Below are 25,417 nucleotides of genomic sequence, written 5' to 3'. Positions count from 1 at the left end.
CTCCCGCCGGAGGGCGACAGCAGAAGCCAAAAACCCCATCTGTAAAAGACGGGGCTGTCCTGAGGTGGTGGAACACCCCGGGCATTAAGGTCTCTCTGCAATTAACACTGGCGAAAGTAATTAATGCGATTTTTCACCTTAAACATTACAAATGTATGAATTCTTACATTCACGGCAAGGGAATGTGCTGCCGGCATATTTTAGTTAGTTGCCGCTGCCGTTCTTCTCAGTCGAAAATTCTGTTGACCATGAAGCTTTCAATTATTTTAACGGTGCTCACCTGCTTCCAGATACAGGCTGCGGTTTTTTCGCAGCAGGTTAGCCTTGCTGTAAGGAAGGCGCCGCTGGAAAAAGTAATAAAGGAGATAAGAAAGCAAAGTGGCTATGCCTTTTTCTACGACTCTGAATACCTGAAAAAAGCAAACCCTGTGAGTATTGATGTAAAGAAGGTTTCGGTAGAACAGGCTCTTGAGAAAGCCTTTTCAGGACAGCCCTTTACCTGGGAAATTGTCGACAAGATCATCATTATTAAACCTGCAGTGGTCAAAGAAAAGCCGGTGAACAGCACCGCTCCTGCGCAGGTCAGGGGCAGGATTACGGATGAGAAGGGCGAGCCTCTGCCTGGCGCTACTGTCAAGGTAAAGGGGGTAAACCAGGCGGTCGCAGCAGATGTTAACGGGATCTTTACTCTCAGAAACGTCAATGACAATGCGGTGCTCGTCGTTTCTTATACGGGCTTTCTTACTGTGGAGGTTCCATTAAACGGACGGATCGAGTTGATGATCGCATTAAAGGAAGATCTGCAGGATCTGAGTGAGGTAGTGGTTGTGGGATACAGTAACCGGAGGAGAAGTGAATTAACCAGTGCGGTAAGCACTGTCTCCTCTGAAGAGCTGCATGACGTGACATCCAACAACGTGGGTTCTATGCTTCAGGGTAAGGTTGCCGGTCTGCAGGTAATCAACAGCTCGGGAGCACCCGGGGCAGCGCCTGAGATCAGGCTACGCGGTGTTTCGTCTGTTAATGCTACTCAGAAGCCTCTTACCGTTGTTGACGGGATTATCGGGGGCAACTACGACCCGAATGATGTGGAAAACATTACAGTACTAAAAGATGCGGGTGCAACGGCGATGTATGGCTCGCAGGCAAATGCAGGAGTCATTATCATCACCACGAAGAGCGCTAAGTCTGATAAGACTCATTTTGAGGCTAAGATAACTACCGGATACCGTACTGCTGATTTCGGTAAAATGGATATGATGAGCGGCAGTGAGCTTTATGAGCACCAGAAGGAGTTTTACCGCGACTATATCGTTGGAGCCACTGATAACTCTTACAAGTTAGACATAGTAAAGTTCTACAGCGAAAGGCCGCTTGAACTACGCAGTCAGAATTATAATTGGGTGGACGAGTCGTTCAAGCCTGCGCCAATGTATAATTTCTATTTTTCTGCGAGAGGAAAAACAGAGAAGAACGATTATTATGCGGGGGCTTCCTATTACAAAGAGGAAGGAACTTTTATGAACACTGGTTTCCAGCGCCTGAATCTGAGGGCGAACTCAACTTACCACTTTTCGAAGAAGCTGAATGTGACAAACAACGTTAACCTGAGCGGTTCAATAGGCAAGAGCTATGATTATATGGATGTTTATTATTCCTTTCTGAATATGCCCTGGGATAACCCCTATGACACAAATGGAAACTCAGTTTATGTTGACGGAAACTCCGCTTTCAAATGGTGGTCGAGGGATAAGGTGAACCCGGTTCATACAGTGAATAATTCTGATCACTCAACAAAGGGTTTTGATCTGAATTATGACTTTGCAGCGAACTATACGATTAACAAATGGCTGATCTTCTCCAGCTCTAATCGTTTTGCGGCCGGCTTTAACAAGGGAGTGAATTATGTTTCGCCTCTTGCTGCGGGAACTTATCATAACACCGGTTACCTCGATGAGCTGAATACGATCAATTACGGACTAATATCCAATAATCTGCTCAAGTTTAACTTCGAGCTGGGCGACCATAGCATTAATGGTTTGGCCGGCGTTGCGTTTGAGAATAGTAAAACAGAGCTTTCCGGCGCATCGGGGCGCGGTTTACCTGAAGGACTTAAGGTTCTGGACGTCATTTCAAGTAATCAGCTGGTAAACGGGTCAAATAACAGAGCCATTATCCAGTCGTTCATCTCGCAACTGAACTACAGTTATAAGAATAAGTATATGTTTACCGGCTCGTACCGGCTTGACGGATCTTCCGCATTTCCAAAGGGAAACCAGACTGCCGGCTTTCCCGCTGTTTCTGCAGCCTGGCTGGTAAGCAACGAAGATTTTCTGAAAGACAACGATGTGGTGGATAACCTTAAACTTCGTTTGAGCTACGGGGTTACCGGTACACAAGACATCGGAGCATCCCGATTCCTTGGATTGTTTTCTCTGACTACTCAATATAATTTGCTGCCGGGAGCAACGCCATACCAGTTGCCTAATCCCTTGCTTACCTGGGAAAGTAAGCACCAGTATAATGCAGGTGTTGATATAGGCTTGTTTAAACGTCTTGCTTTAACGTTTGATGCCTATCATAACGTTACCAAAGACTTGCTGCTGCAGGTATCGCAGCCTCTCTCCATCGGCTTTGAACAGCGCTGGGAGAATTCGGGCCAGGTGATCAACGACGGTGTTGAGCTGGGGATCAATGCTGCTGTTATCAAGTCGCGCAATTTCGAATGGAACTCGGATCTTTCGGTAAATTTTAACAGCAATAAGTTAAAAGAACTGCCAGGTGAAATTATCAGGACCGGTGCATGGAGCATTTCCCAGATCTACCGGAATGAAGGGAACCTGTATGAGTTCTATATGCCAAAGTGGAGGGGAGTAGACGCGGAGACGGGTGCGCCATTATGGGAAAAGCTGATTAAAGATGAAGACGGAATGGTGGTAGCGCGCGAGACCACTACGGAGTATTCGCAGGCTACGTTACAGGAAGTTGGATCGGCCCTGCCAAAATACCAGGGAGGATTTAATAACAGTTTCAGGTATAAGAATTTCGGACTGCGGGTAAATACGTATTTTAACTACGGCAACAAGGTATTTAGTAATAACCTTCGCTTTGTAATGAATGACGGGCATGAGCCTTATTATAACCAGATAAGCTTGCCCGACGACGCTGTTGTATGGACCCATCCGGGGCATGTCGCCACGGAGCCGAGCCCCCAAAATTCAGCGAACTCTACAGAAACATCGACGCGATATCTTAAAGACGGCAGTTATTTTACGATCCGGAATGTCGCGCTTTCTTATGAACTGCCAAAGTCGGTGGTCGGCAAGCTGAAATTTGAGGGAGTGACGATCTCTTTGACTGCTGATAACGTGTATACATTCAGTAATTTCCTGGGACAGGATCCTCAGACAACTGTAACTCCCGGAGAGAATGTAACGCCGGGTGTGTCGGACTTTAAATATCCTAATAACAGGCAATATCTAATTAATATAAACTGCAGGTTCTAAACAGATCGATATGAAAACGAAATTATTAATTCTGATAGCTTTTGTGCTAACGGCCGCGACAAGTTGCGACTTAGATGTAGAACCAAGTAACGCCATTACAACAGAGAATCTTATTAGTACCTCAGATGGGCTAACCAATGCACTGAATGGATCTTACGCGCTGTTTAAGGACCATATTCAGTTTAACGGAACAACGGATAATAACAATATGTATCTCCGGCAGTTCTTTCAGCTTTCTGATTTTGCGAGTGACGATATCGTGTGCGGACAAATAACAGAAGACCCTTTGTTCAATAGTTTTACACAGGACCATACCCCTACGCAGGCTAATACCCGGTACTATTGGTATGTATCCTACAAGATCATCAGCGGTGTGAATACAGTGATTGAGGCTGCGGAGAAGATAGAAAACCCCAGTGCATCCATACAGCAGCTCTTAGGAGAATGCTATTTCCTCCGTGCATTCTGCCACTTCAATCTTGTACGTTTGTTTGCCAGGCCCTACAGCCAGAGTCCTGAGGCTCCGGGAATCATATTGCGGACATCGCTTTCCGATCCTGCAAAAAAACCAAGGTCGTCGGTAGCGGAAGTATATGCGTCCGTTATAGCAGACGCAGAAAAAGCGGCCTCACTGATGAACCAGCCCAGGGGCGTGCAATATGCATCCAGAGAGGCGGCCTGGGCCTTGCTATCAAGGGTGAATTTGTATAAAGAGGATAATGCAAAGGCTATAGAATACGCCACTAATGTAATTAATTCGAACCGGTTTCAACTGACAACGGCCTCTACGTATCCTTCTTTGTTTGCCAATGCCACCACTTCATCCGAAACGATCTTTTGCATTGCTTTTACAACGGCAGAAGACTATGGTAAGTTCGGTTCTATTGCTTCTATGGTCTATTCGGATGGGAACTCGGGATGGGGAGAGGAGTTTGCTTCCCAGTCGTTAAGGAGCCTAATGGAGCAGCATCCTGAAGATGTGCGATGGAGCTATATTGTGCCTTTGAAAGATGATAACGGGGCGGTTCAGAAAAAGAACGGCATAGAGGTTTACTACATCAAAAAGTTTTCAGGACAGGGTGGAAGCCCTAATCTGAGTTCGCCTGTGATGTTCCGTCTTTCGGAAATGTACCTGAACCGTGCGGAAGCAGAGGCCAAGCTGGCGCAGGCCGCCAAAGCTTTGGAAGATGTGGATATGATCCGCAAGAACCGGGGACTTCAGGGTTCATTGTATAATGGGCAGGTTCCATCGGGTTCGACCCTTCTGGATGTAGTATTGAATGAGCGCCGCATTGAGCTCGCTTTTGAAGGTCACCGGATGTATGATGTTTACAGGAATAAAAAAGATCTGCAAAGGGCATACTGGGGATATCATCTGCCCGGCCTGAAGGAAACCGATGTGGATCTATCAAAGGCGCCTTCCGGTTATTCCAATATTACGGTAAGCTGGAATAGTCCCAGGGTGGTCTATTACATTCCTATTGATGAGGTGCTTACGAATACTGAGGTTCAGCAGAATCCATAAATCCTTTTATTAATGATTTAATGTTCAGAATATGAAGACTTTTAAATTAATGCGATACATCCTGCCCCTGGTATTGCTGGCCTGGGTACTGAATGGCTGCAAGGATGAAGATAATGAACCGGTCGTTGATGTGATCTATACGCTGGATGTCGAGGGCAATCAGGTGGCATTTAAAAATGAAACAAAGGGGGTAAGTGCTTATAAATGGGAATTTGGCGATGGTACAAACTCGGAGGAGGAAAGTCCGGTTCATACCTATCCCGGAAAGGGCAAGTATGTGGCTACGCTGTATGCTACCACCGCTTCGGGCCAAACTGTTGAGGGTTCTACTGTGATCAGGATTTCAAAATCAACACCTGTGAAGCTGAAGGATAATACCCTTTCAGACTGGGACAACATTACGGCTAATGTCATTACGCCAACCGCAGCAGGTAACGGGATCAAAAAAGTGAAGCTGGATTACGATGGCAATGCGGTTTATGTATACATAGAGGTATCAGGAAATAGAAGCGACACTCCGGTCTTCGACTTCTATATTGATTCGGATAATAATGCCGGGACCGGATATCTTACGGGCACCTATCCGGAGGGAGGCTACGATATCCTGATGGAAGGACAAATCCTTGAAGGCGCGTTTGATGTGTTTTATCATTATGATCCGCAGACGGCTTTTAATTTTGACCCTCAATCAATTTCGGAAGCCTATGCGGTTGGGACAGTGGTTGAAGAGAATGGTCTTCTGAAGTTTGAATGCAGTTTGCAAAGAAGCAAACTAAAGTTTCTGACCGGTACAGGTTTGCGGATTGCTATTGCCGCAGTCAAGAGCGACTGGTCGGCTTCAATTGGCAGCGCACCGGATGAAGGGTCTGCCGGTTATTTTTTGAATATGGACGAATAAGAAGATCAGATGGCACATTATTCGGGAAAGAGGCTTCTCTCACTTGATGTGATGAGAGGCCTGATTATGGTCCTGCTAGCTGCAGAGAGTTGTATGGTATACACCTCTTTGCAGCAGCTTGAGCCTGCTGGCATCGGCGGGGTCCTTGTGGATCAGTTTTTTCATCATCCCTGGCATGGCCTGCGTTTTTGGGACCTTGTACAGCCGGCTTTCATGTTTATGGCAGGGGCAGCGCTCTATATGTCGTGGTCGGGTAAATCGGTCAGAGGAATTACCTGGAAGGGAAACCTGAAGCATATCCTTATAAGATGCCTCCGTCTGTTCATCTTTGGTACGGCACTGCATTGTGTGTACGCGGGGAAACTTGTTTGGGAACTCTGGAATGTGCTGACGCAGTTGTCTGTGACCACATTGGTCGCTTATATGATCATCAGGAAGCCGTTTGCCTGGCAAATGGTATTCTCGGCCGTTCTGCTGGTATTGACCGACCTGTTATACCGGATGATACTGATGCCGGGATTTGATCAGCCTTTTACTGAGCATCACAACTTTGGCGCTTACATGGACACCCTGCTGATGGGCAAGATCAACGGAGACGGATGGGTGGCCATTAACTTTATTCCTACGGCGGCTCACACCATCTGGGGTGTTCTTGCGGGGAAGTTACTGGCTTCGGGGATTTCTGCTGAGAAGAAAATAAGCTATCTGTTTATTGCAGGTAGCGTATGTTTAGTAGCGGGTTACGCACTCGATCTTTCATCTGTTACACCTATCATCAAACGGATAAGTACCAGTTCTTTTGTATTGGCTTCAGGCGGATGGGTATTACTTATGATGGCCTTTTTGTATTGGCTTAATGATATCAAAGACTGGAATAAGTGTGCCTGGTTGTTTACGGTGGTTGGGATGAATGCACTGTTTATTTACCTGTTCTTTGAGACCGTGGGAATGCAGTGGTTCAACGGCTTCGTTGGCATATTTATCAAGGGATTTCTCGGCTTTGCCGGCACACCCGAAAAGATAAGCGCTATCATCTCGTCGCTGGTCACTCTTTTTGCAGAGTGGTATCTCTGTTTCTGGCTGTATAAGAGAAAGATCTTTTTTAAGATTTAGTTCCGAGGATTATTTCACGAATAAAAATATTAAAATGAAAGTAGTTAAACGTATATACGTTACCGTAGCCTCTGTTGGGTTTGTCCTGACGTCTTTTTGTTATGGCTGCCGTGAGAAGGAAGATAGTTTGGTTGATATAAGCAAGGTGAATGTTACCTATACAGAAAGCGAAGAGGATTTTCCAAATCCCGAGCGGGGATTTTATCGTTATTCAGAAACTTCAGCCAGCAATTTCGTGCCCCTCGATGCTTCTTCTATTAAGGGCTACCGAAATCTTCAAAGCATTGAAAATGCAAATTACCAGGTACTGAGTACCTTGCTGTTCAGGTATTATATTCTTGATAATCTAAAGAACGCAGCCATCCCTGTTGCTATACTAAACGGCATCAAGACAGATATGCAAGCCATAAGGACGGCCGGACTGAAAGTGATCCCGAGGTTTGTGTACACCGTGACCAGCAATGCGGGAAACTGTGCTGAAGGAGGGATCTGCCCTCCTTACGGTGATGCTTCAAAAGCGGTAGTGCTGAACCATATTGCGCAGCTAAAGCCCTTGTTGCAGGAAAATGCGGACGTAATTACCTGCGTTCAGTTTGGCTTTATAGGGATATGGGGGGAGAACTATTACTCTGACTATTTTGGGGATCCTTCTCCAAACGGGAATCAGCAGAACGTGCTTAGCGATCAGAACTGGCAGGACCGGATCGATGTTTTAAAAGCTTTGCTTGGCGCTGTACCTGCCGACAGGATGGTGCAGGTAAGGTATCCGCAGTTTAAGCAGCGGTTTGCTTATGGAGTTCATTCATTGATCAGTTCGGCAGCGCTCAGCGAGCAGGAGGCATTTACGGCGACCGATAAATCGAGGATAGGATATCATAACGATTGTTTCCTGTCGGGTTCAAACGACGTGGGGACCTTTGAAGACTATGGCAATAACTTGTCTCCCAGAAGCTCTGATGCTGCCGTTGTAAATACATTAAGAGATTATATGATGAACGATAGCCGGTTTGTGGTGGTGGGAGGAGAAACATGCAGTGACGGATACAGTCCGCAGAATGATTGTGAACCAGCGGGAAAAGCCCAGGAAGAATTTGCGGCGATGCATTACAGCTATATCAATGCTCATTATAATAATACAGTGAACAACGATTGGCAGGACGGCGGATGCATGGATAATATTAAGAGAAACCTAGGCTACCGGCTGGTGCTGGAAAGTGCGGTCTTACCGGATAATGCGGTAAGAAAAACGGAAATGAATATCACCCTCAATATCCGCAATAAAGGGTATGCCGCTCCGTATAACCCAAGGCCGGTGCAAGTCCTTCTTCGCAGTAAGAGCTCGGGGGAGGTTATAACACTGCCTTTTGATACGGATATCAGGAGATGGTATTCTGGAGCGATAATGCTGCAGGGCAAGTTGAGAATCACAGGAGATATAACTCCCGGTGACTACGAATTGCTTTTAAACCTTCCCGACGCCTATTCGAGCCTGGCGGGCAAACCCGAATACAGCATCCGCCTGGCAAATAAGGATGTATGGGAAGAGACTACCGGATATAATAAGCTGAATCATGTTGTGCAAGTGAAGTAACAACGATTCTGGCGTATTTGAAATAAAGGACTACAATGATTCATTTGAAAATCGATTATATGAAATGGAGGCTTCTGTTTGTATTGATTGCTTTAAGCGCAATCAATACAGTATATGCTCAAATCCCTTATCCCGGAAAGAGTCCGGGCGAGGTGCAGACGACCTCCGCTAAAGATCAGCTCAGTTTAGAAAATAACATTCTGAAGATGACATTTAGTACAGTGGGCGGCAAGTTAAGGGTTGCCGCTTTTACGGATAAGAGTACAGGAGCAAAGCTATCTTTGAATCTTCCTGTATTTGAGCTCACTTTCGCAGACGGGAAAGTTGTTTCGTCAGACGCTTTTGTTTTGAAGAAGAAACCTGCGCTGGTTAATATACCTTCTTATGATTCAGGGTCGGGACGCCCTGGCAAAGCGGGAGGAAGAAAGTATCAATCCGAACTTGAAGATCCCAAAACCGGTATCAATATCCACTGGGAAGCAATATTAACAGAAGACGCAAATTATATACGAGAGGTGATCACCTTCGCTGTAAACAAGACGGTAAAGCTGGTTAATATCAGTATGATTAAGTTACCCGGGAATATTGGTGTTAAAGCAGTTGGCACTGTCGACGGTTCACCCCTTGTTCATAAAACGATGTTTTTTGCTTCCGAGCACCCCATGAGTCGGGTAAGAGAGGAAAAGGGATACATCAGCTCCGATCTGCCAAGGCTCGAACCTTTAACTCCCGGTAGTTCGTTTACTACTTCAGCCGTATGGGGAGTGACCCCGAAAGGACAACTGCGCCGCGGCTTTTTATGTTACGTTGAAAAGGAGCGCGCCATGCCTTACCGGCAGATGCTGCACTATAATTCATGGTATGATATTTCCTGGGGTGACAGGAAGCTGAACGAAGCAGTTTGTCTCGACCGTATAAAGACGTTTGGCGATAGCCTTGTTCAAAAGCGCAATGTGCACTTAAAAGCCTTTTTATTTGACGACGGCTGGGATGATAATAAGAGCTTGTGGCAGTTTAATCCCGGTTTCCCCAAGGGCTTTACAGAACTAAAGAAAGCGGCTGCAAGCTATCAGGCAGGAATCGGAGTATGGATTTCACCCTGGGGCGGATATGACGAGGCAAAGGAGCAGCGCCTGAATTATGGGAAACAGCAAAACCCGCCTTTTGAGACCAATGCAAACGGATTTTCATTGTCGGGCCCTGTTTACAACAAGCGTTTCAATGCAGTCACCAGTAACTTTATAAAAGAGTACAATGTTTCCATGTTCAAGTTTGACGGGGTAGGGGCAGGAAACGGCGCCAGCGGGGCGAGTATTACCTATCAGAAGGATATCGAGTCGTTCCTAAATTTGATCAGCGGGATGCGGAAAACAAAACCCGACCTGTACTTTAGTCTGACAGTAGGTACCTGGCCCTCGGTATACTGGCTGAATTACGGCGACGCTATATGGCGTGCCGGTGAAGATACCGGTTTGAGTGGCAGGGGGACGAAACGCCAGCAGTGGATCAATTACCGGGATGCACAAACCTATAAGAACGTAGTAAAAAGAGCTCCCCTTTATCCTCTAAACTCCCTCATGAACCACGGGATATGTATTGCCGACAACGGACTCCCCGGTGGACTGGAAACGGACAATCAGAATGTCGAAGATGAGATCTGGTCGTTTTTTGGAACCGGTACCAGTCTCCAGGAACTTTATATAAACCCACATAAACTAGACAGCAAAGCCTGGGACTGTCTTCGCGATGCGGCCAGCTGGGCGAAAGCAAATGAGCAGGTCCTGGCTGATGTTCACTGGGCTGGAGGCGACCCTGACAAGGAAGAAGTGTACGGCTTTGCAGCCTGGCGTGATCAAAAGGGGGTGTTAACCTTAAGAAATCCTTCTCCTGTTGAGAAAAGCTTTACCGTTAATGTGAGGCAGCTGTTTGAAATACCCGGGGGATTAGGTGACAGTTATAGTTTTTATGACGCCAGGTTGCCCGGTGGGGATAAATTATTCTCAGGAAGAACGGCCGTGATTAAATTGAAGCCCTTTGAAGTGAAAGTAATGAATGCCATGGCGGACTGAGATAACGGCTAATGTTTCTTTAATCAGCAATTAATATCCAGTTAATACCAAACACCTTCCTTTGAGCCGGTCCGGGAACTGATTCAGGAAGGTGTTTAGCCTTAATTATTTTAGATTTTTAATCAGAATAATTCCTAAATTTGATATTACGCGGATTGTCAATGCTGGTAGTTTATGCATAAGGAAACTGATAAGTTTTTATTGTTAAGGATGCAGGAAGACAGTTCCGAAGCTTTTGATGCGTTATATGAAAAGTATTGGGAGAAGGTTTACGCCGCTGCATTTAAAAGACTTAACGATCCCGGTTATGCAAAGGATATCACCCAGGATATTTTTTTGCAGTTGTGGTCGAGGAGAAAAGAGCTTGTAATTGACAACCTACCTGCCTACCTCTTTACCGCTGTACGTAATAACGTGTACAAATGGATGGAAAGGGAAGGCAAATATACTTCCATTCCCGATCTTTTGCTTCAGTTTGAAATGTCGAAAGACAATGCCGACGCAGTGGTACTTCACAAAGAGTTTCTCAGAGCTTATGAAGCACTTCTCGGCACCCTGACATCTTCGCAACAGGTTATTTTTCAAATGCGCTTTCACCAGGATCTTCCTACAGACGAAATCGCAGAACGGTTAAATGTCTCACGTAAAACCGTTCAAAACCAATTAGGCAGGAGTATCGCGCTACTGCGTGAGTCCTTTATGCTGATATGCCTTTTATCTTTAGCATTATGTTGCAGGTTGTGAGTTGCAGGTTGTAAGTTCTAAGTTGAAGGTATTAAGTTGTAAGTTCCAGGTTGTAAGTTCTAAGTATTGATTTTTAAATGTTTGCTTAAATCTTTTGCCTTCCGGGCAATGGCTTTGCCTTTTCATTCTGCCTATCCTCTGCCTTGAAATTTTTTTCAAAAAATTTGATATTGGCGTGGGACTTTTCCGTGTATGACGGTCTTAGTAGAAATGCCGTTAAATGAATATTGACAATAAGGAGTTTCTACGGATCCTGGAAAAGTACAGGAACGGTCAGGCTTCTGCGGAGGAGGAGGATTTCCTTCATGCTTATTATAATATGTTCGACCTTAAAGAGGACCCGCTTAAGTCATTGGGCGAATCTGAAAAGAACGAACTGAAGAAGAGTATCCGTGCTGAATTAAAGGCGCGGATCGATACCGGAACAGAGGGGACAACCAGGAAGGACCGCTTTTATATGCGCTGGTCTGCTGCGGCAGCTGTTTTAATACTTGTTTCGTCAGGTATCTGGTTTTGGGTAAACCAGACAGAGGAAAGTGCTAAGAGTCCCGTTCAATCTGTAACGATCCATAAACAAGATATTGCTCCCGGAACCAACAAGGCCATTCTGACATTAGGCGATGGCTCGACAATAATGCTTGACGACGCAGTAAATGGCGTTCTTGCTAAGGAGGGAGGGGCCGCAATCAACAAGACGAAAGACGGAGAAATTGTCTATGAAGCAGGTGCGGGGCAGGCGAAGCGAGTGGTTACGTATAATATGGTAGCTACTCCGCGGGGAGGACAATATCAGCTTACGCTGCCTGACGGCTCGAAAGTATGGCTTAATTCGGCATCGTCTATCCGCTTCCCGACGGTGTTCAATGGTGATGAGAGGAAAGTAGAGATAACAGGCGAAGTGTATTTTGAAGTAGCGAAGAAGTTTAAAGTTGAGGGTTCAGAGTTTAAAGAACAGCATTCAGAAAGAGTTCCTTTTATCGTAATGACGGCTGAGCAGGAAGTTGAGGTACTGGGAACGCATTTCAACATCAATGCTTATGCGGACGAAGGTGAAACAAAGACCACGCTGCTTGAAGGCTCTGTAAGGGTAACACCCGGCCGGAATTCAGTTACTGCTTCGAAGCTTCTCGTGCCGGGACAGGAATCCATTGTTCGTTCTGGCGATCATGCAACGAGTGTTCGTCAGGCTGATATAGAAAAGGCGGTTGCCTGGAAGAACGGATATTTCAAATTTGACAGAGAAGACATTCAGTCTTTAATGCGCCAGGTGTCCCGCTGGTACGATGTAGATGTAGAATACCGGGGAGAGATCCCTTCGGACGAGTTTGTAGGAAAGATTAAGCGCACGGCTTATGTATCAGGAGTACTGCGCATACTCGAGCTCAGTAACGTAAAATGCCGGGTAGAGGGCAGAAAGATAATTATAGGGAATTAATTCAATAAGGTTTAACTATTAAGATAAGCATGATGAAGACATAGTTACTTAATCAAATTAAGTCTCTAAAAGCCGGAAGTGCTGCAACACTTCCGGTAATGGACCTATAGAATAGGTTGTCCGGGACTAAAAATAAAATTCTTGACGGAATCTATCCTTTAACCCAAACTGTACAAAAGTATGCAATTAACTTCTCATGGTAAAATGCCTGGTTTCGGGCGTTTGTTGCCATACAAATTGTTTCTGGTAATGAAACTCACCGCCATTTTATTAACGATCACTTGTCTTCAGCTAAGTGCAAACAGCTTCTCTCAGAGTATCAGCTTGTCGGGCAAAAACCTGCCGCTTGAAAAAGTCCTTACTGCGATTGAGAAGCAAAGCGGTTACTTCTTTTTTTACAAGTATAACGAGCTTAAATCCGCAAAACCTGTAACTGTTGACCTCGACAATGTTTCGGTAGCGCAGGCTTTGGAACAGAGTTTTAAGGGTCAACCTTTTAAGTATGTTATAGAAGAGAGGACGATAATCGTTACGAAGAAGAATGAAAAGGAACCGGTTAAGATAACCCCTTTGATTACTGTCAGGGGAAAGGTAACTGACGATAAAGGAGAACCTCTTCCCGGAGCAACGATACGGGTAAAAGGCTCTAACCAGGCAACCGTTTCAGATATTAACGGTGTGTTTAATATTGCAAATGTTGAGGATAATGCTGTTCTGGTAATTACCTATACCGGTTTTGCCCAGCAGGAGATATCCGTAAATGGCAGGGCAGAGATTTCTATCAGCTTAAAAGAAGATCTCCAGGCCCTGAGCGAAGTTGTGGTAGTAGGGTATGGCACTCAGAAGAAGGTAAACGTAACCGGAGCGGTGAGTTCGATAAAAGGAGAGGATATTCAGAACCGGCCTGTAAGAAACGTTACTTCTGCCTTACAGGGACAAATGGCCGGGGTTACAATCGTCAGCAGTACCGCGGTACCGGGGAATAACTCTACTTCTATACGCATAAGGGGTGAAGGAACGTTGAACGATGCCAACCCGCTGGTCGTTATTGACGGGGTTCCCGGAGGAAATATGAATATTCTGAACCCTGATGATATAGAAAGTGTTTCAGTCCTCAAAGACGCCGCTTCATCATCTATATACGGTGTTCGTGGCGGTAATGGAGTGATCCTGGTCACTACCAAGAAAGGAGCTGGCGATCAGCCTAATATAGGGTATAGCAACTATTTTGGTTTTCAAACGCCGACGGCTTTGCCGAAGAGGATAGGCTCTGTAGAATACATGACTATGCTGAATGAAGCAAGGTCGAATGTGGGACAAAATCCCACTTATACGGATGCACAAATAGAAATTGCGAGGAACGGCTCCGATCCTAATTACTATGCCAACACCGATTGGATCGATGCGATCATGAAGAAAAGCGCACCTCAGCAAAACCACAACTTCAGCATTAATGGAGGCGCAAAAAACCTTAACTATTATCTTTCTTACGGCTTTTTGAAAGAAGGCGGCCTTGTTACAGGCGATAAATATCAATCCAAACGCCACAATATCAGGGCAAGATTTAATACCAGTTTGTTCAACCGGCTCGATCTCGATGCAAATATTGGCTATATCGACCGGAACTACGCAGGATCCTCCGAGGATGTAACCTCAGCAACAGGTCCTATTTATGCGGCAATGCAAATACTTCCGCTGGTTCCCGTGAGATTTACTACAGGAGGATGGGGGTATATAGGGGGCTCTCGTAACCCCGTCGCTGTCACAACAGACGGGGGCTCAAACGACTTTGGATCCCAGGAGGTAACAGCAAATTTGCAGGCGAAACTGAATATTACAAAAGGGCTTAATCTGCGTAGTCAGTACGCCCTGATCAGATCTAATTCAAAACGTACTGTCTTCAACAAGACCATAAATTACTATAGTCCCGACGATGGCTCGCTCATCTATCAGACAAGTCCGACAAACAGTATCACTGCAAACGACTACACCAATTTCTATCAGTCGTTTTTAGGACTTGCAGAATATGAAAGAACCTTTGCTGAGAAGAATGAACTTAAGTTAATGGTGGCGTATTCAAGGGAAGAAGAAATTACGGATAATTTCAATGCAAGTCGCTTGAGTTTACCGTCGCAGGACGTTCCCAGTCTTAATATCGGTACTTTACAACAGGAAAATGGCGCAAGCTCAACACAGTGGGCTCTTCAGTCTATCTTTGGTCGCCTGAATTATATATATAATAAGAAGTATCTGGCGGAAGGTAACTTCCGGTATGACGGGTCATCCCGTTTTCGGAAAGATCTCCGTTGGGACTGGTTTTTCTCGGGTTCTCTCGGATGGATCTTTTCAGAGGAGGGGTTCTTTGAACCTCTGAAGTCGGTGATCGACTTTGGAAAGATCAGGGCGTCTTATGGTAGTCAGGGGAATGACAGGGTGACCAGTTCTTCGGGCGGAACCTTAAACTTTGGGTATCTGGCTACCATTTCTCCATTCCAGACAATGCCTATTGGGAACGTTCCTCAGATTGGATACAGGCAAAACGGAGTGGCAAACGAGTTGCTGCGCTGGGAATCTAGCACCAAGCAGGATTTCGGTATAGATCTGACCATGCTGCGAAGCCGCCTGGGTATCACCGCAGATTATTACATCAATAAAACTAACGATATTCTTCTGCCTGTACGGCTGCCTGACGTTTTGGGGGTTGGTGAGAATTATCCTCCGCAGAACGCCGGTAAGGTTGAAAATAAAGGATGGGAACTGCTTTTGTCATGGAAAGACCGGATAAAGAAGGTGAATTACGGGCTTAGCGTCAACTTGTCGGATGTGAGGAATGAAGTTACCGATATGGGAGGCTCCAATTCTTCTCCTGCCGACAGGGTACAAATGGTAGGCTATCCCATTGATGCCTTTTATGGATTTGTAGCTGACCGTTTGGCGCAGGAAGCGGATTTTGATTACAATCCGGCAACCAGGGTCTACACTCCAAGATTTGCTTATGACACCCAGTATCCGCCCAAGCCCGGCGATATAATCCTCAAGGACCTGGATGGAGATGGTGCGATAACATCTGCCAACGACAGGAAGGTGATCGGAAGTGCTATACCCAGATATACGTATGGCTTCAGGGGAAATGTCGACTGGAAGGGGATTGATTTTCAGTTCTTTCTTCAGGGAGTAGGGAAAGCAGAGGGGTTGATAACGGGTTCAGCCCGCCACGCGTTCATTAATGAGGGGAGCATGCCTCAAAGTGTACATCTTGATCGCTGGACCATCGATAATCCTGATGCCAGCTATCCCCGTCTTACTTACAACCAGTCGTATAATCAGAGACTTTCTACCTACTGGCTGGAAGACGCATCGTATCTCCGCCTAAAGAATATACAGGTAGGATATACGTTTCCATCCTCTCTTGTTCAGAAGTTTAGGATCAGCAGGCTGCGTGTTTATGCATCTGCCGACAACCTCTTTACGAAGTCAGATTATTACTATGGCTACGATCCGGAAAGTCCGGTTACTTCTGGCGGATACTATCCGCAGGTGAAGACTTTTGTTTTTGGTTTGAACGTCAATTTGAAATAATGCCATGAAGAGAATCACTATATATATAGCAATATTAGCAGGACTAGCCCTTTCTTCCTGTAAGAAGGATTTCTTAGACCGTGTTCCGCGTGATCAGATTGTAGATGAAACGTTCTGGGAGACGGAAGGCCAGCTGGTTTTGGCGGCAAACGGGCTGTATGCGGTTATTAAAAATAAGAACACGGTAGATCTGGACCAGATCGGGGATAATTCTTATAACTCCAGCAGTACAGACCACCGTAATATCGCCGCCGGGAGATATGGGATTGATATAGGAACGGCAAACACCGAATGGAGGAATTTATATCAGGCTATCCGTCAGTGTAATGTGTTTCTTTCCAACTACAACAGGGCAGAAACTGTAAGTCCGGAGCGCAGAGAAGAACTTGCTGCAGAGGCAAGGGTCATTCGTGCTTACTTATATGCTCACCTGACACTGTTTTTCGGAGATGTCCCATTGATAACTACTCCTATCACTATTGAGGATGTTTATGGCCCGAGGAATCCGGCTCAGGAAGTACAAGATTTCGTTCTGAATGAACTACAGGAAGCTTCGGTATATTTGAAATCAGAATTACCGGATAAAAGCAATCAGGGGAGGATCCGTAAAGGCGCTGCATTGGGACTTAAAGCACGGTACGCGCTGTATTTCGGGCGTTACGATGTGGCTGAGAAGGCAGCAAAAGACGTGATGGACCTCGGGGTTTACCAGTTGTACAATACAGGAGATCCGGCAACAACGTACAATAACTTTTTTACCTGGGCAGGAAAGCTCGTAAACGGAAATAACAGGGAAACCATCATCGCCCGGCTTAACCTGACCAACGAAAGTATGCATAACTTAAGCAGGGAAATTCAGGTGCCTGATCAGAGTTCGAGGTTTAATCCTACTAAATCTTTGGTGGACGCATATTTGTGTTCCGACGGCTTGCCTATTGATAAGTCGCCACTCTACCGGGACAATACCTATAACCAGGTGTTTGAAAACCGGGATCCGCGTATGGCTCAAACGATCCTTGCTCCGGGTGCAAGATGGGGCGGTCGCTATGACGGTAAACCCGTCAATACCAGTCCCGAGATTTTCACCACACCTAAATTTGTGTCCGACAGAAGAGGGAGTGTAACGGTTACCGGTTATTATTTTACCAAGTATGTTGAGATAGCTACTGTCAGCCAGGTAGGTTTTGACCAGAATGATATCCATGTTTTACGCTACGGTGAAATTCTTTTAACGTACGCAGAAGCGCGGTTTGAACAAGGTACTCTTACACAGGAAGATCTTGACAAAACGATCAACCTGCTCCGTGGGAGAGTTAATATGCACCCTATGATGCTTACTGAACTAGCGGCTAACGGCATGGATGTACGCACTGAGATAAGAAGGGAGCGCCGGGTTGAACTGGCCCTTGAGGGACAGCGTTATTTCGACATCAAGCGCTGGAAACAGGGAGCGCTGCTGGCTCAGCCTATTAAGGGGATGAACAAAGCTTGGGCGGCGGTACCTGCAGACGTAGCAAACCTCAGAGCAGACGCTCAGGGCTATATTATTGTGGATGACGACCGTCGTTTTGAAGATCCGAAGAACTATTTGTGGCCGGTGCCGATGATTCAGCTCGACCGCAATCCTAATCTCGGTCAGAACCCCGGATGGTAACTGTACAAATAAGAAAGATAAGAAGCATGAAGATAAGGAACTTTGTACTGGCAGGGATTGCCGCAGCGATCGTGGCAGGATGTGGAAAATCGAAGTCAGACGGGCCTGAGGAGCCCGAAAAGCCAGTAACGGAAACCCTTACGACGATTAAGTCGGGGCAGACTATTAAGGTAATGACCTATAACATCCATCATGCAAACCCTCCCGCTCAGGCAGGGGTGATAGATGTAAATGCGATAGCGACTGTGATCAATGCCGAGAAGCCTGATTTTGTGGCGCTTCAGGAGGTAGATAAGAATACCAGAAGGTCGGGAGTAAACCTGAACCAGGCGCAGGACCTCGCTGCGAAGACTAAGATGAGCGTGTTTTTCTCTAAGTCTATCGATTATGACGGGGGCGAGTATGGGGTCGCCGTACTTTCGAGATATGCTATAGTAGATCGTACCCGTTATCCTTTGCTGCTGGCGGAAGGGGCTACCGGCGAACTTCGCTCTGTTGCGATGATCTCGGTAGCCGCCGAAGGGGGAAGCGGAAAGTTCTATTTTGCCTCTACGCACCTCGAAGTCTCGGATGCGGCAAGCCGGATGGCGCAGGTGAGGGAACTTCTCCGCATCAATTCGGGGATACAGGGACCCCTGGTGCTGGCGGGCGATTTCAACGCCCAGCCGGCCAGTGAAGCGATCACCGCGCTCCAGCAAGGCTTTAATCCTGGTTGCAGTTCAGGTTGTCCTCTTACCTCACCGGCTGCCAGTCCCAGTCGTACTATCGATTATATCTTTCTTAACCAGCAAGCTTCGGCTGCGTTCAGCGTACTGAGCTATCGGACAGCAAATGAGGCTCAGGCTTCCGATCACCGCGCCGTTATTGCCGAATTAAAATATAAATAGACCATTTCAAAATATTCTGATCAATGAACGATTTCATTAAGGAACAACTTGTAAAAAGCTTATGTCTCCTTCTTCTGGCGTTTTCCCTGTCGGGCAATTTGCTTGCCCAGGGAGGAAAAGGAGTGAAAATAAAAGTCCTTAGTTATAATATACACCACTGCAACCCCCCTTCAAAAGCAAAGGAAGGGCTGATAGATATTAAGGCCATTGCAAATGTGATTAAAAGATCGCACGCAGACCTGGTGGCCCTGCAGGAGGTAGATGTAAATACCGAGCGCTCGGGTAAAGGGCTGAACCAGGCCAGGGAGCTGGCAAAGCGGTGCGGAATGCATTTCTTTTTTGTCAAAACAATAGATCATCAGGGTGGCGACTATGGGATCGCTGTTCTTTCTAAATTTCCGATAGTCGATTCGGCGAAATACAAACTTCCCATGCAGGAAGGTGCCGGGGGTGAGCCGAGAGGACTGGCGGTGGTGACAGTGAAACTGAAAGGCGGTAAGAAAGTGGTCTTTGCCAGTACGCACTTCGACCTGAAAGCAGCAAATAAGCCCCTTCAGGCGGAGGAAGTGAACAGGATATTTAAAGATCAGAGCTTGCCGGTAGTGCTGGCCGGCGACTTTAATTCTCTTCCCGAAAGTGAAGCCATCACCATTCTTGATAAAGGATTTACACGTACATGCAGGGAAAACTGTGGTTTTACCATCCCTGAAGTGAATCCTAACCGCACCATTGACTATATCATGTTCAAAAAGCCTGAGCAGTTTGAAGTGCTGTCTCATAAGGTGATCAGCGAGCCGTATGCTTCGGATCATTTGCCGCTTCTGGCCGAATTGAAAGTAAAGTAATTATCAGGGTATTTAAAAGATTTTATAAATGAAAAGACTTATGCTCCTGCTTTTAACAATAGGATTGTTAAACGCTTCATGTCAAAAAGAGGATGGTTCAGGGGATAAACCGGCCCCCGTGGTTAGCTCGGTCTCTCCGCTGCGGGGAAGGGCTGGAACGGTAGTAACGATCAGCGGTGAGAATTTCAGCCGGCTGAGGAAAGAGAATTCGGTGAAGTTTAATGGGGTGGAGGCAAAGATCGTTACGTTCAATGAAGAGAATATCTATGTTGAGGTACCTGAAGGAGGGACAACCGGGCCTGTAAGTATCAGCGTTGCCGGTAAATCTGTTGAGGGCTCCTCCTTTGAATATATGGATCCGATCATTCCTTACACCACGGAGACCTTCGCCGGCGATGGCACCGCTGCCTTTGCTGATGGCGCAGGTATAGCTGCTAAGTTTAATAACCCTGAAGGTGTTGCTGTTGATTCAAGAGGGAATATCATCGTTGCCGACCGTGTCAATAACCGCATTCGCAAAATAACGCCGGAAGGGGTGGTCACCACACTGGCCGGAACGGGTGTTGCAGGAAAGGTGAATGGGCCGGCAGCTACAGCGACATTTAATGGACCATGGAAGGTGGCGGTGGACAAGAATGATAACATCATCGTTGCCGACAGGTCAAACAACCTGATCCGTAAGATCACTGCCGATGGTATGGTATCGACTATAGCCGGAAGCGGCGTAAGAGGAAGCGCCAACGGACAAGGCACGAGTGCCAGCTTTAACTATCCGCAGGATGTGGAAGTGGATGCCAGCGGGATCATCTATGTGGTGGATTATACTAACAACCTGATCCGTAAGATCACCACAGATGGAATGGTTACTACCCTAGCCGGAAGTACCGTCGGATATGCCGACGGAACAGGGACGGATGCTAAATTCAATGCTCCCTGCGGCGTTGCGCTGGATCACGATGGCAATCTGCTTATTGCCGACAGGAATAACCACATGATCAGAAAGATAACTCCTGCGGGCGTTGTCACTACGGTTGCAGGGAACGGGACTAAAGGAGTGGTTGACGGCGACCTGCTGTCGGCCTCATTCTCCGAGCCATACGGTCTTTGTATTGCTCAATCGGGTGAAATCTTTGTTGCCGAGCTTGCTGGTCATGCTATACGTAAGATTACGAAGTACGGGGAGGTGATTACGATCGCAGGAAATGGTACAGCGGGGTTTGCCGATGGAGCCACTGCTTCTGCGGTAAGGTTTACCAACCCAACCGACGTGGTTACCGACAGTCAGGGAAGAGTGTATGTTGCAGACCTTGCGAATCACCGGGTGCGCAGGCTGGTTCAGCAGAAATAATTATTGATTTCTTAATTCTTATTCATGTACAGACGTATAAGCTATTTAATCATTTTAGTCTCATTGCTGAGTAGTCCGTTCACTGGTTTTGCTGAGATAGCAGATCATACCTTGAGCTCTCAGAGTAGTTCAGGACTTAGTTCTTCACGCGAGGTGATCAGAAGGACCATTGGCAACCGGGCAGACCAGATTCAGCTGGAAATTATTCCTGCCGCAAATGGACTGGACGTGTATGCCGCTGAGGCTCGCAATGGAAAACTTACGGTGCGGGGAAGCAGTGCTTCTGCCTTGTGTTACGGCTTCTATGAATATCTCAAAAAGGCCTGCAACAGTATGGTGAGCTGGAGCGGATCCTATCTGAATATTCCGGCAAGGTGGCCTGATTACACTGTTGCAACGACGACTTCGCCCTATAAATACCGGTATTACCTTAACGTAGTCACTTTTGGTTATACCACGCCTTACTGGGACTGGCAACGCTGGGAAAAGGAGCTGGACTGGATGGCCCTTCACGGTGTGAATATGCCTCTGGCAGTTGTGGGGAGTGAGGCAATTGCAGCTCGTGTATGGAAGAAACTAGGCCTGAGCGATCGGGAGATACACGAGTTTTTTACAGGTCCTGCACATCTCCCCTGGCACAGGATGGGAAACCTGAACAAGTGGGACGGTCCGATCCCTGCCTCGTGGCATAAAGATCAGCTGGCACTTCAGCATAAGATCCTTGACCGGATGAGAGCATTGGGTATGCATCCGGTTGCCCCTGCCTTCGCAGGATTTGTGCCCGAAGGGTTTAAGAAAAAACACCCTGAGCTGAAGGTGAACGCTTTGAAATGGGGCGGTTTCCCTGGAGAGTACAATGCTTATGTTCTCTCTCCGGGCTCTAAGTGGTTTGAAGACATCGGTAAGCTGTTTGTTGAGGAGTGGGAGAAGGAGTTTGGCAGGAACACCTTTTATCTTTCCGACAGCTTTAACGAAATGGATGTACCTGTGCCGAAAGATCATCCCGAACAGAAATATCCGCTACTGGCAGGCTACGGGGAGTCTATTTACAACTCTATTAAGGCCGGAAATCCGGACGCCGTGTGGGTAACTCAAGGCTGGACGTTCGGATATCAGCATAAATTCTGGGATCAGCAGTCACTTAAAGCGATGCTGTCCAAGGTGCCCGACGACAAGATGATGATCCTCGATCTGGCAAATGAATACCCTGAATATGTATGGAAGATACCCATGGTTTGGAAAACGCACGAAGGGTTTTACGGCAAGCAGTGGGTATACAGCTTCGTTCCAAACTTCGGAGGTAAAACGCCATGGACAGGAGTCCTTTCTCTGTATGCGTCGGGCTCGGCAGAGGCTTTGAAATCGGCTTACAACAAGAGTCTGGTGGGCTTCGGTTCAGCCCCCGAGGGGATTGAGAATAATGAGGTGGTATATGAGCTGCTGGCCGATATGGGATGGAGCCGGGATGCCGTTGACCTGAATAGCTGGCTAGCTCAATATTGCAGGTCGCGCTACGGTGGCTATCCTGATAAAATGAGGCTTGCCTGGGAGCAGCTTCAGAAAACGGCTTATGGAACGTTTGGTTCTTATCCGCGCTTTCTCTGGCAGCTCGTGGAGCCCGATACCCGGAGAAAAGGCAGCGTCAATTCCGACCCTCTTTTTATGCAGGCAGCGCAGAATTTCCTTGATTGTTCGGAAGATCTGAAGCAGAGCAACCTTTACAGAAACGATGCCATAGAAATTGCCATGCTTTATCTGGGAGTAAGGGCTGATGAATACTATAAGGAAGCATTAAAGGCTGCCGGGGAGGGTAAAGTAGCGGAGAAAAAGGCGGCAGGCGACAAGGCGATAGCGATCTTGAAACAGATTGACCGCTTACTTGAATCTCATCCGACCGACCGCCTGCAGCCCTGGGTAGCATCGGCACGTGCATACGGCAAGACAGAGCAGCAGAAAGACTATTACGAGTCGAACGCTAAGCGGCTTATCACTACCTGGGGAGGGAAGCAGGAAGACTATGCAGCACGGTTATGGAGCGGTTTGATCAGAGATTATTATATCCCCCGGATACAAAATCACCTTTATGATGTTAACTTTAACCGTGCAAAATGGGAAGAGTCGTGGATAAAGAAAGCAGGAGTTAGTAAAGTGCCTCCTTTTGCTGATCCTCTTGCAAAAGCAAAGGAGCTTGTACGGCAATACAGTGAACCCTAAGGTTCAGGTATTTTAATTTGTTATAAACCAATCCAGTTATAAAATGAATATTAAGCAAATTCTATTTTTTGTTGTCGCTGTTCTGTTGTTTTCTATGGAAACATTTGCGCAGCGGCAATTCAATCTCTCTTCCCCCGACGGGAGAGTTACCGTAAAAGTTGAAGTCGGCGACGATATCAAATGGTCGGCCTCCCTTGATGGGAAACCTGTGATACTTCCGGGATCTGTTTCTATGGCGGTAAACAAGGATATCTTAGGGAAAAAGCCGGTTCTGCTTTCGCAGAGCAGAAGGCAGATCAATAACAGGATCACGGTAGATGTGCCTAGAAAGAATAAGACGGAGCAGGACCTTTGCAATGAGTTGCTTCTTCAATTTAAAAATAATTATTCCCTTATATTCAGGGCTTATAACGAAGGGGCAGCCTATCGCTTTGAAACCAAATATAAGAATGAGGTCCTTGTTGAAAATGAGGATGTCAATTTAAGCTTCAACCCCGGCAGCCAGGTGTTTTTTCCTGAAGAGGAAAGCATCATCTCGCATTACGAAAGATCGTATATCGATACTGCTCTTGCTTCGTTATCTTTAGGACGGTTTTGTTCATTGCCAGTCCTCGTGACTTCGGGCGGCGTAAGGGTGCTGGTTACCGAAGCTGATCTGTTCGACTACCCGAATTTGTTTCTCTCGGCAACAGCAGGTAATTCCTTAGCTGCTAAATTTCCACCGGTATTGCTTCAGGCTGACCCGGGAAAGCGTCCTGACAGGGATGAAAAGATCGTAAAGGAAGCTGATTATATCGCCAGAACAAGCGGAACAAGAACCTTCCCCTGGAGGGTGTTTACTATCACAGATGACGACAGGAAACTTGCAGAAAGCGATATGGTTTTCAAATTGTCGAGACCTGTTGCTATCAATGACACAAAATGGATCAAGCCGGGAAAAGTGGCATGGGACTGGTGGAATGCCAATAACATCTATGGTGTTGATTTCGAAGCGGGGCTGAATACAGCGACCTATAAGTATTATATCGATTTCGCGGCTAAATATGGCCTGGAATATATCATTTTAGATGAGGGCTGGTCAAAAACAACCACTGATCTGACAGCTCCCAATCCTGACATTAACCTTGAGGAATTGATCAGCTATGGTAAAAGCAAAGGAGTTGGTGTGATCCTTTGGATGTTGTGGAAGCCGCTGGATCAGAACATGGAGAAGCATCTCGATCAGTTTGTGAAATGGGGAGCCAAAGGAATCAAGGTCGATTTCATGCAGCGCGCAGATCAGTATATGGTCAATTACTATGAAAGAGTTGCCCGTGAATGTGCGAAACGTCAGTTGCTGGTTGATTTCCATGGTGCTTTTAAGCCGTCGGGACTGCACCGTGCTTATCCCAATGTGATGAGCTATGAAGGTCTGAAAGGAGCAGAAAACAACAAATGGGGTAAGCTGATCACTCCTGATCATAATTTGACACTTCCTTTTATCAGGATGGTGGCCGGGGCTATGGATTACACTCCCGGCGCGATGATAAATGCCAATAAGGTCAGCTTCAGGGATATTTTCGATAATCCAATGAGCATGGGGACACGTTGTCATCAGTTTGCGATGTATGTGGTTTATGAAAGTCCTCTTCAAATGTTAGCAGACAATCCGACTCACTACTATAAAGAACCCGAATCGACAGAGTTTATTTCTAAGATGCCGGTAACCTGGGATGAAACTAGAGTGCTGGATGCGAAAGTTTCTGATTATATTCTGGTGGCTCGTAGAAAAGGTGCTAAGTGGTATGCCGGGGCAATGACAGACTGGACGCCCAGAACGCTGACTCTTGACTGCTCTTTCTTGCCCCCCGGGAATTATAAAATTGAGATGATGCAGGACGGTGTTAATGCAGGGCGTAATGGGAATGACTATAAGAAGGTAGTTCAAAAGATCACTAATGGAAGTAAGCTTGTTTTAAACCTTGCGGCCGGTGGAGGCTGGGCTGGTATTATAGAAAAGGCAGATTAAT

The 25,417-nt window shown here is 46.5% G+C and carries 15 protein-coding genes; all 15 read left to right on the top strand.

What is annotated here, in order from left to right; all coding sequences use genetic code 11:
• Nucleotides 1–248 precede the first annotated feature (248 nt).
• Nucleotides 249–3,506, top strand: coding sequence for a SusC/RagA family TonB-linked outer membrane protein (locus BDE36_RS18345; protein WP_141816026.1), 3,258 nt, complete (start codon nucleotides 249–251; stop codon nucleotides 3,504–3,506).
• 10 nt (nucleotides 3,507–3,516) lie between these two features.
• Nucleotides 3,517–5,031, top strand: coding sequence for a RagB/SusD family nutrient uptake outer membrane protein (locus tag BDE36_RS18340; protein ID WP_141816025.1), 1,515 nt, complete (start codon nucleotides 3,517–3,519; stop codon nucleotides 5,029–5,031).
• Nucleotides 5,032–5,062: 31 nt separating this feature from the next.
• A complete protein-coding gene (locus tag BDE36_RS18335) occupies nucleotides 5,063–5,929 on the top strand; it encodes a PKD domain-containing protein (protein ID WP_128770027.1) in 867 nt (288 codons plus the stop codon).
• Nucleotides 5,930–5,938: 9 nt separating this feature from the next.
• Nucleotides 5,939–7,042: an acyltransferase family protein gene (locus BDE36_RS18330; RefSeq protein ID WP_141816024.1), complete on the top strand. Its 1,104-nt coding sequence runs from the start codon at nucleotides 5,939–5,941 to the stop codon at nucleotides 7,040–7,042.
• A gap of 34 nt (nucleotides 7,043–7,076) precedes the next feature.
• Nucleotides 7,077–8,633 carry a DUF4832 domain-containing protein gene (locus BDE36_RS18325; protein ID WP_141816023.1) on the top strand — a complete coding sequence of 519 codons (1,557 nt, stop codon included), beginning with the start codon at nucleotides 7,077–7,079 and terminating at the stop codon, nucleotides 8,631–8,633.
• A gap of 59 nt (nucleotides 8,634–8,692) precedes the next feature.
• Entirely contained in the window at nucleotides 8,693–10,702 is a 2,010-nt protein-coding gene (locus BDE36_RS18320; RefSeq protein WP_141816022.1) for an enterotoxin, read from the top strand.
• Between the two features lie 174 nt (nucleotides 10,703–10,876).
• The gene (locus tag BDE36_RS18315) at nucleotides 10,877–11,446 is read left to right on the top strand and encodes an RNA polymerase sigma factor (RefSeq protein ID WP_141816021.1); all 570 of its coding nucleotides are present in this window, start codon (nucleotides 10,877–10,879) and stop codon (nucleotides 11,444–11,446) included.
• Between the two features lie 220 nt (nucleotides 11,447–11,666).
• Nucleotides 11,667–12,881 carry a FecR family protein gene (locus tag BDE36_RS18310; protein ID WP_141816020.1) on the top strand — a complete coding sequence of 405 codons (1,215 nt, stop codon included), beginning with the start codon at nucleotides 11,667–11,669 and terminating at the stop codon, nucleotides 12,879–12,881.
• 180 nt (nucleotides 12,882–13,061) lie between these two features.
• Complete coding sequence (locus tag BDE36_RS18305; protein WP_141816019.1) at nucleotides 13,062–16,460, top strand: TonB-dependent receptor; 3,399 nt, start codon at nucleotides 13,062–13,064, stop codon at nucleotides 16,458–16,460.
• A gap of 4 nt (nucleotides 16,461–16,464) precedes the next feature.
• A complete protein-coding gene (locus BDE36_RS18300; protein ID WP_141816018.1) occupies nucleotides 16,465–18,114 on the top strand; it encodes a RagB/SusD family nutrient uptake outer membrane protein in 1,650 nt (549 codons plus the stop codon).
• Between the two features lie 26 nt (nucleotides 18,115–18,140).
• Nucleotides 18,141–19,001, top strand: a complete 861-nt coding sequence (locus tag BDE36_RS18295) for an endonuclease/exonuclease/phosphatase family protein (RefSeq protein ID WP_161987695.1) — start codon at nucleotides 18,141–18,143, stop codon at nucleotides 18,999–19,001.
• A gap of 23 nt (nucleotides 19,002–19,024) precedes the next feature.
• Nucleotides 19,025–19,846: an endonuclease/exonuclease/phosphatase family protein gene (locus tag BDE36_RS18290; RefSeq protein WP_141816016.1), complete on the top strand. Its 822-nt coding sequence runs from the start codon at nucleotides 19,025–19,027 to the stop codon at nucleotides 19,844–19,846.
• A 28-nt stretch (nucleotides 19,847–19,874) separates the two neighbouring features.
• Nucleotides 19,875–21,194: an IPT/TIG domain-containing protein gene (locus BDE36_RS18285; RefSeq protein WP_141816015.1), complete on the top strand. Its 1,320-nt coding sequence runs from the start codon at nucleotides 19,875–19,877 to the stop codon at nucleotides 21,192–21,194.
• A gap of 24 nt (nucleotides 21,195–21,218) precedes the next feature.
• Complete coding sequence (locus tag BDE36_RS18280; protein ID WP_141816014.1) at nucleotides 21,219–23,408, top strand: alpha-N-acetylglucosaminidase; 2,190 nt, start codon at nucleotides 21,219–21,221, stop codon at nucleotides 23,406–23,408.
• A 43-nt stretch (nucleotides 23,409–23,451) separates the two neighbouring features.
• The gene (locus BDE36_RS18275) at nucleotides 23,452–25,416 is read left to right on the top strand and encodes a glycoside hydrolase family 97 protein (protein ID WP_141816013.1); all 1,965 of its coding nucleotides are present in this window, start codon (nucleotides 23,452–23,454) and stop codon (nucleotides 25,414–25,416) included.
• Nucleotide 25,417: the final 1 nt, after the last annotated feature.

Origin of the sequence: Arcticibacter tournemirensis, assembly GCF_006716645.1 — a bacterium.
In the GTDB taxonomy this organism is placed as follows: domain Bacteria; phylum Bacteroidota; class Bacteroidia; order Sphingobacteriales; family Sphingobacteriaceae; genus Arcticibacter; species Arcticibacter tournemirensis.
Note: the sequence above shows the minus strand (reverse complement) of the source record. Positions and strands in the feature narration are given on the sequence as shown.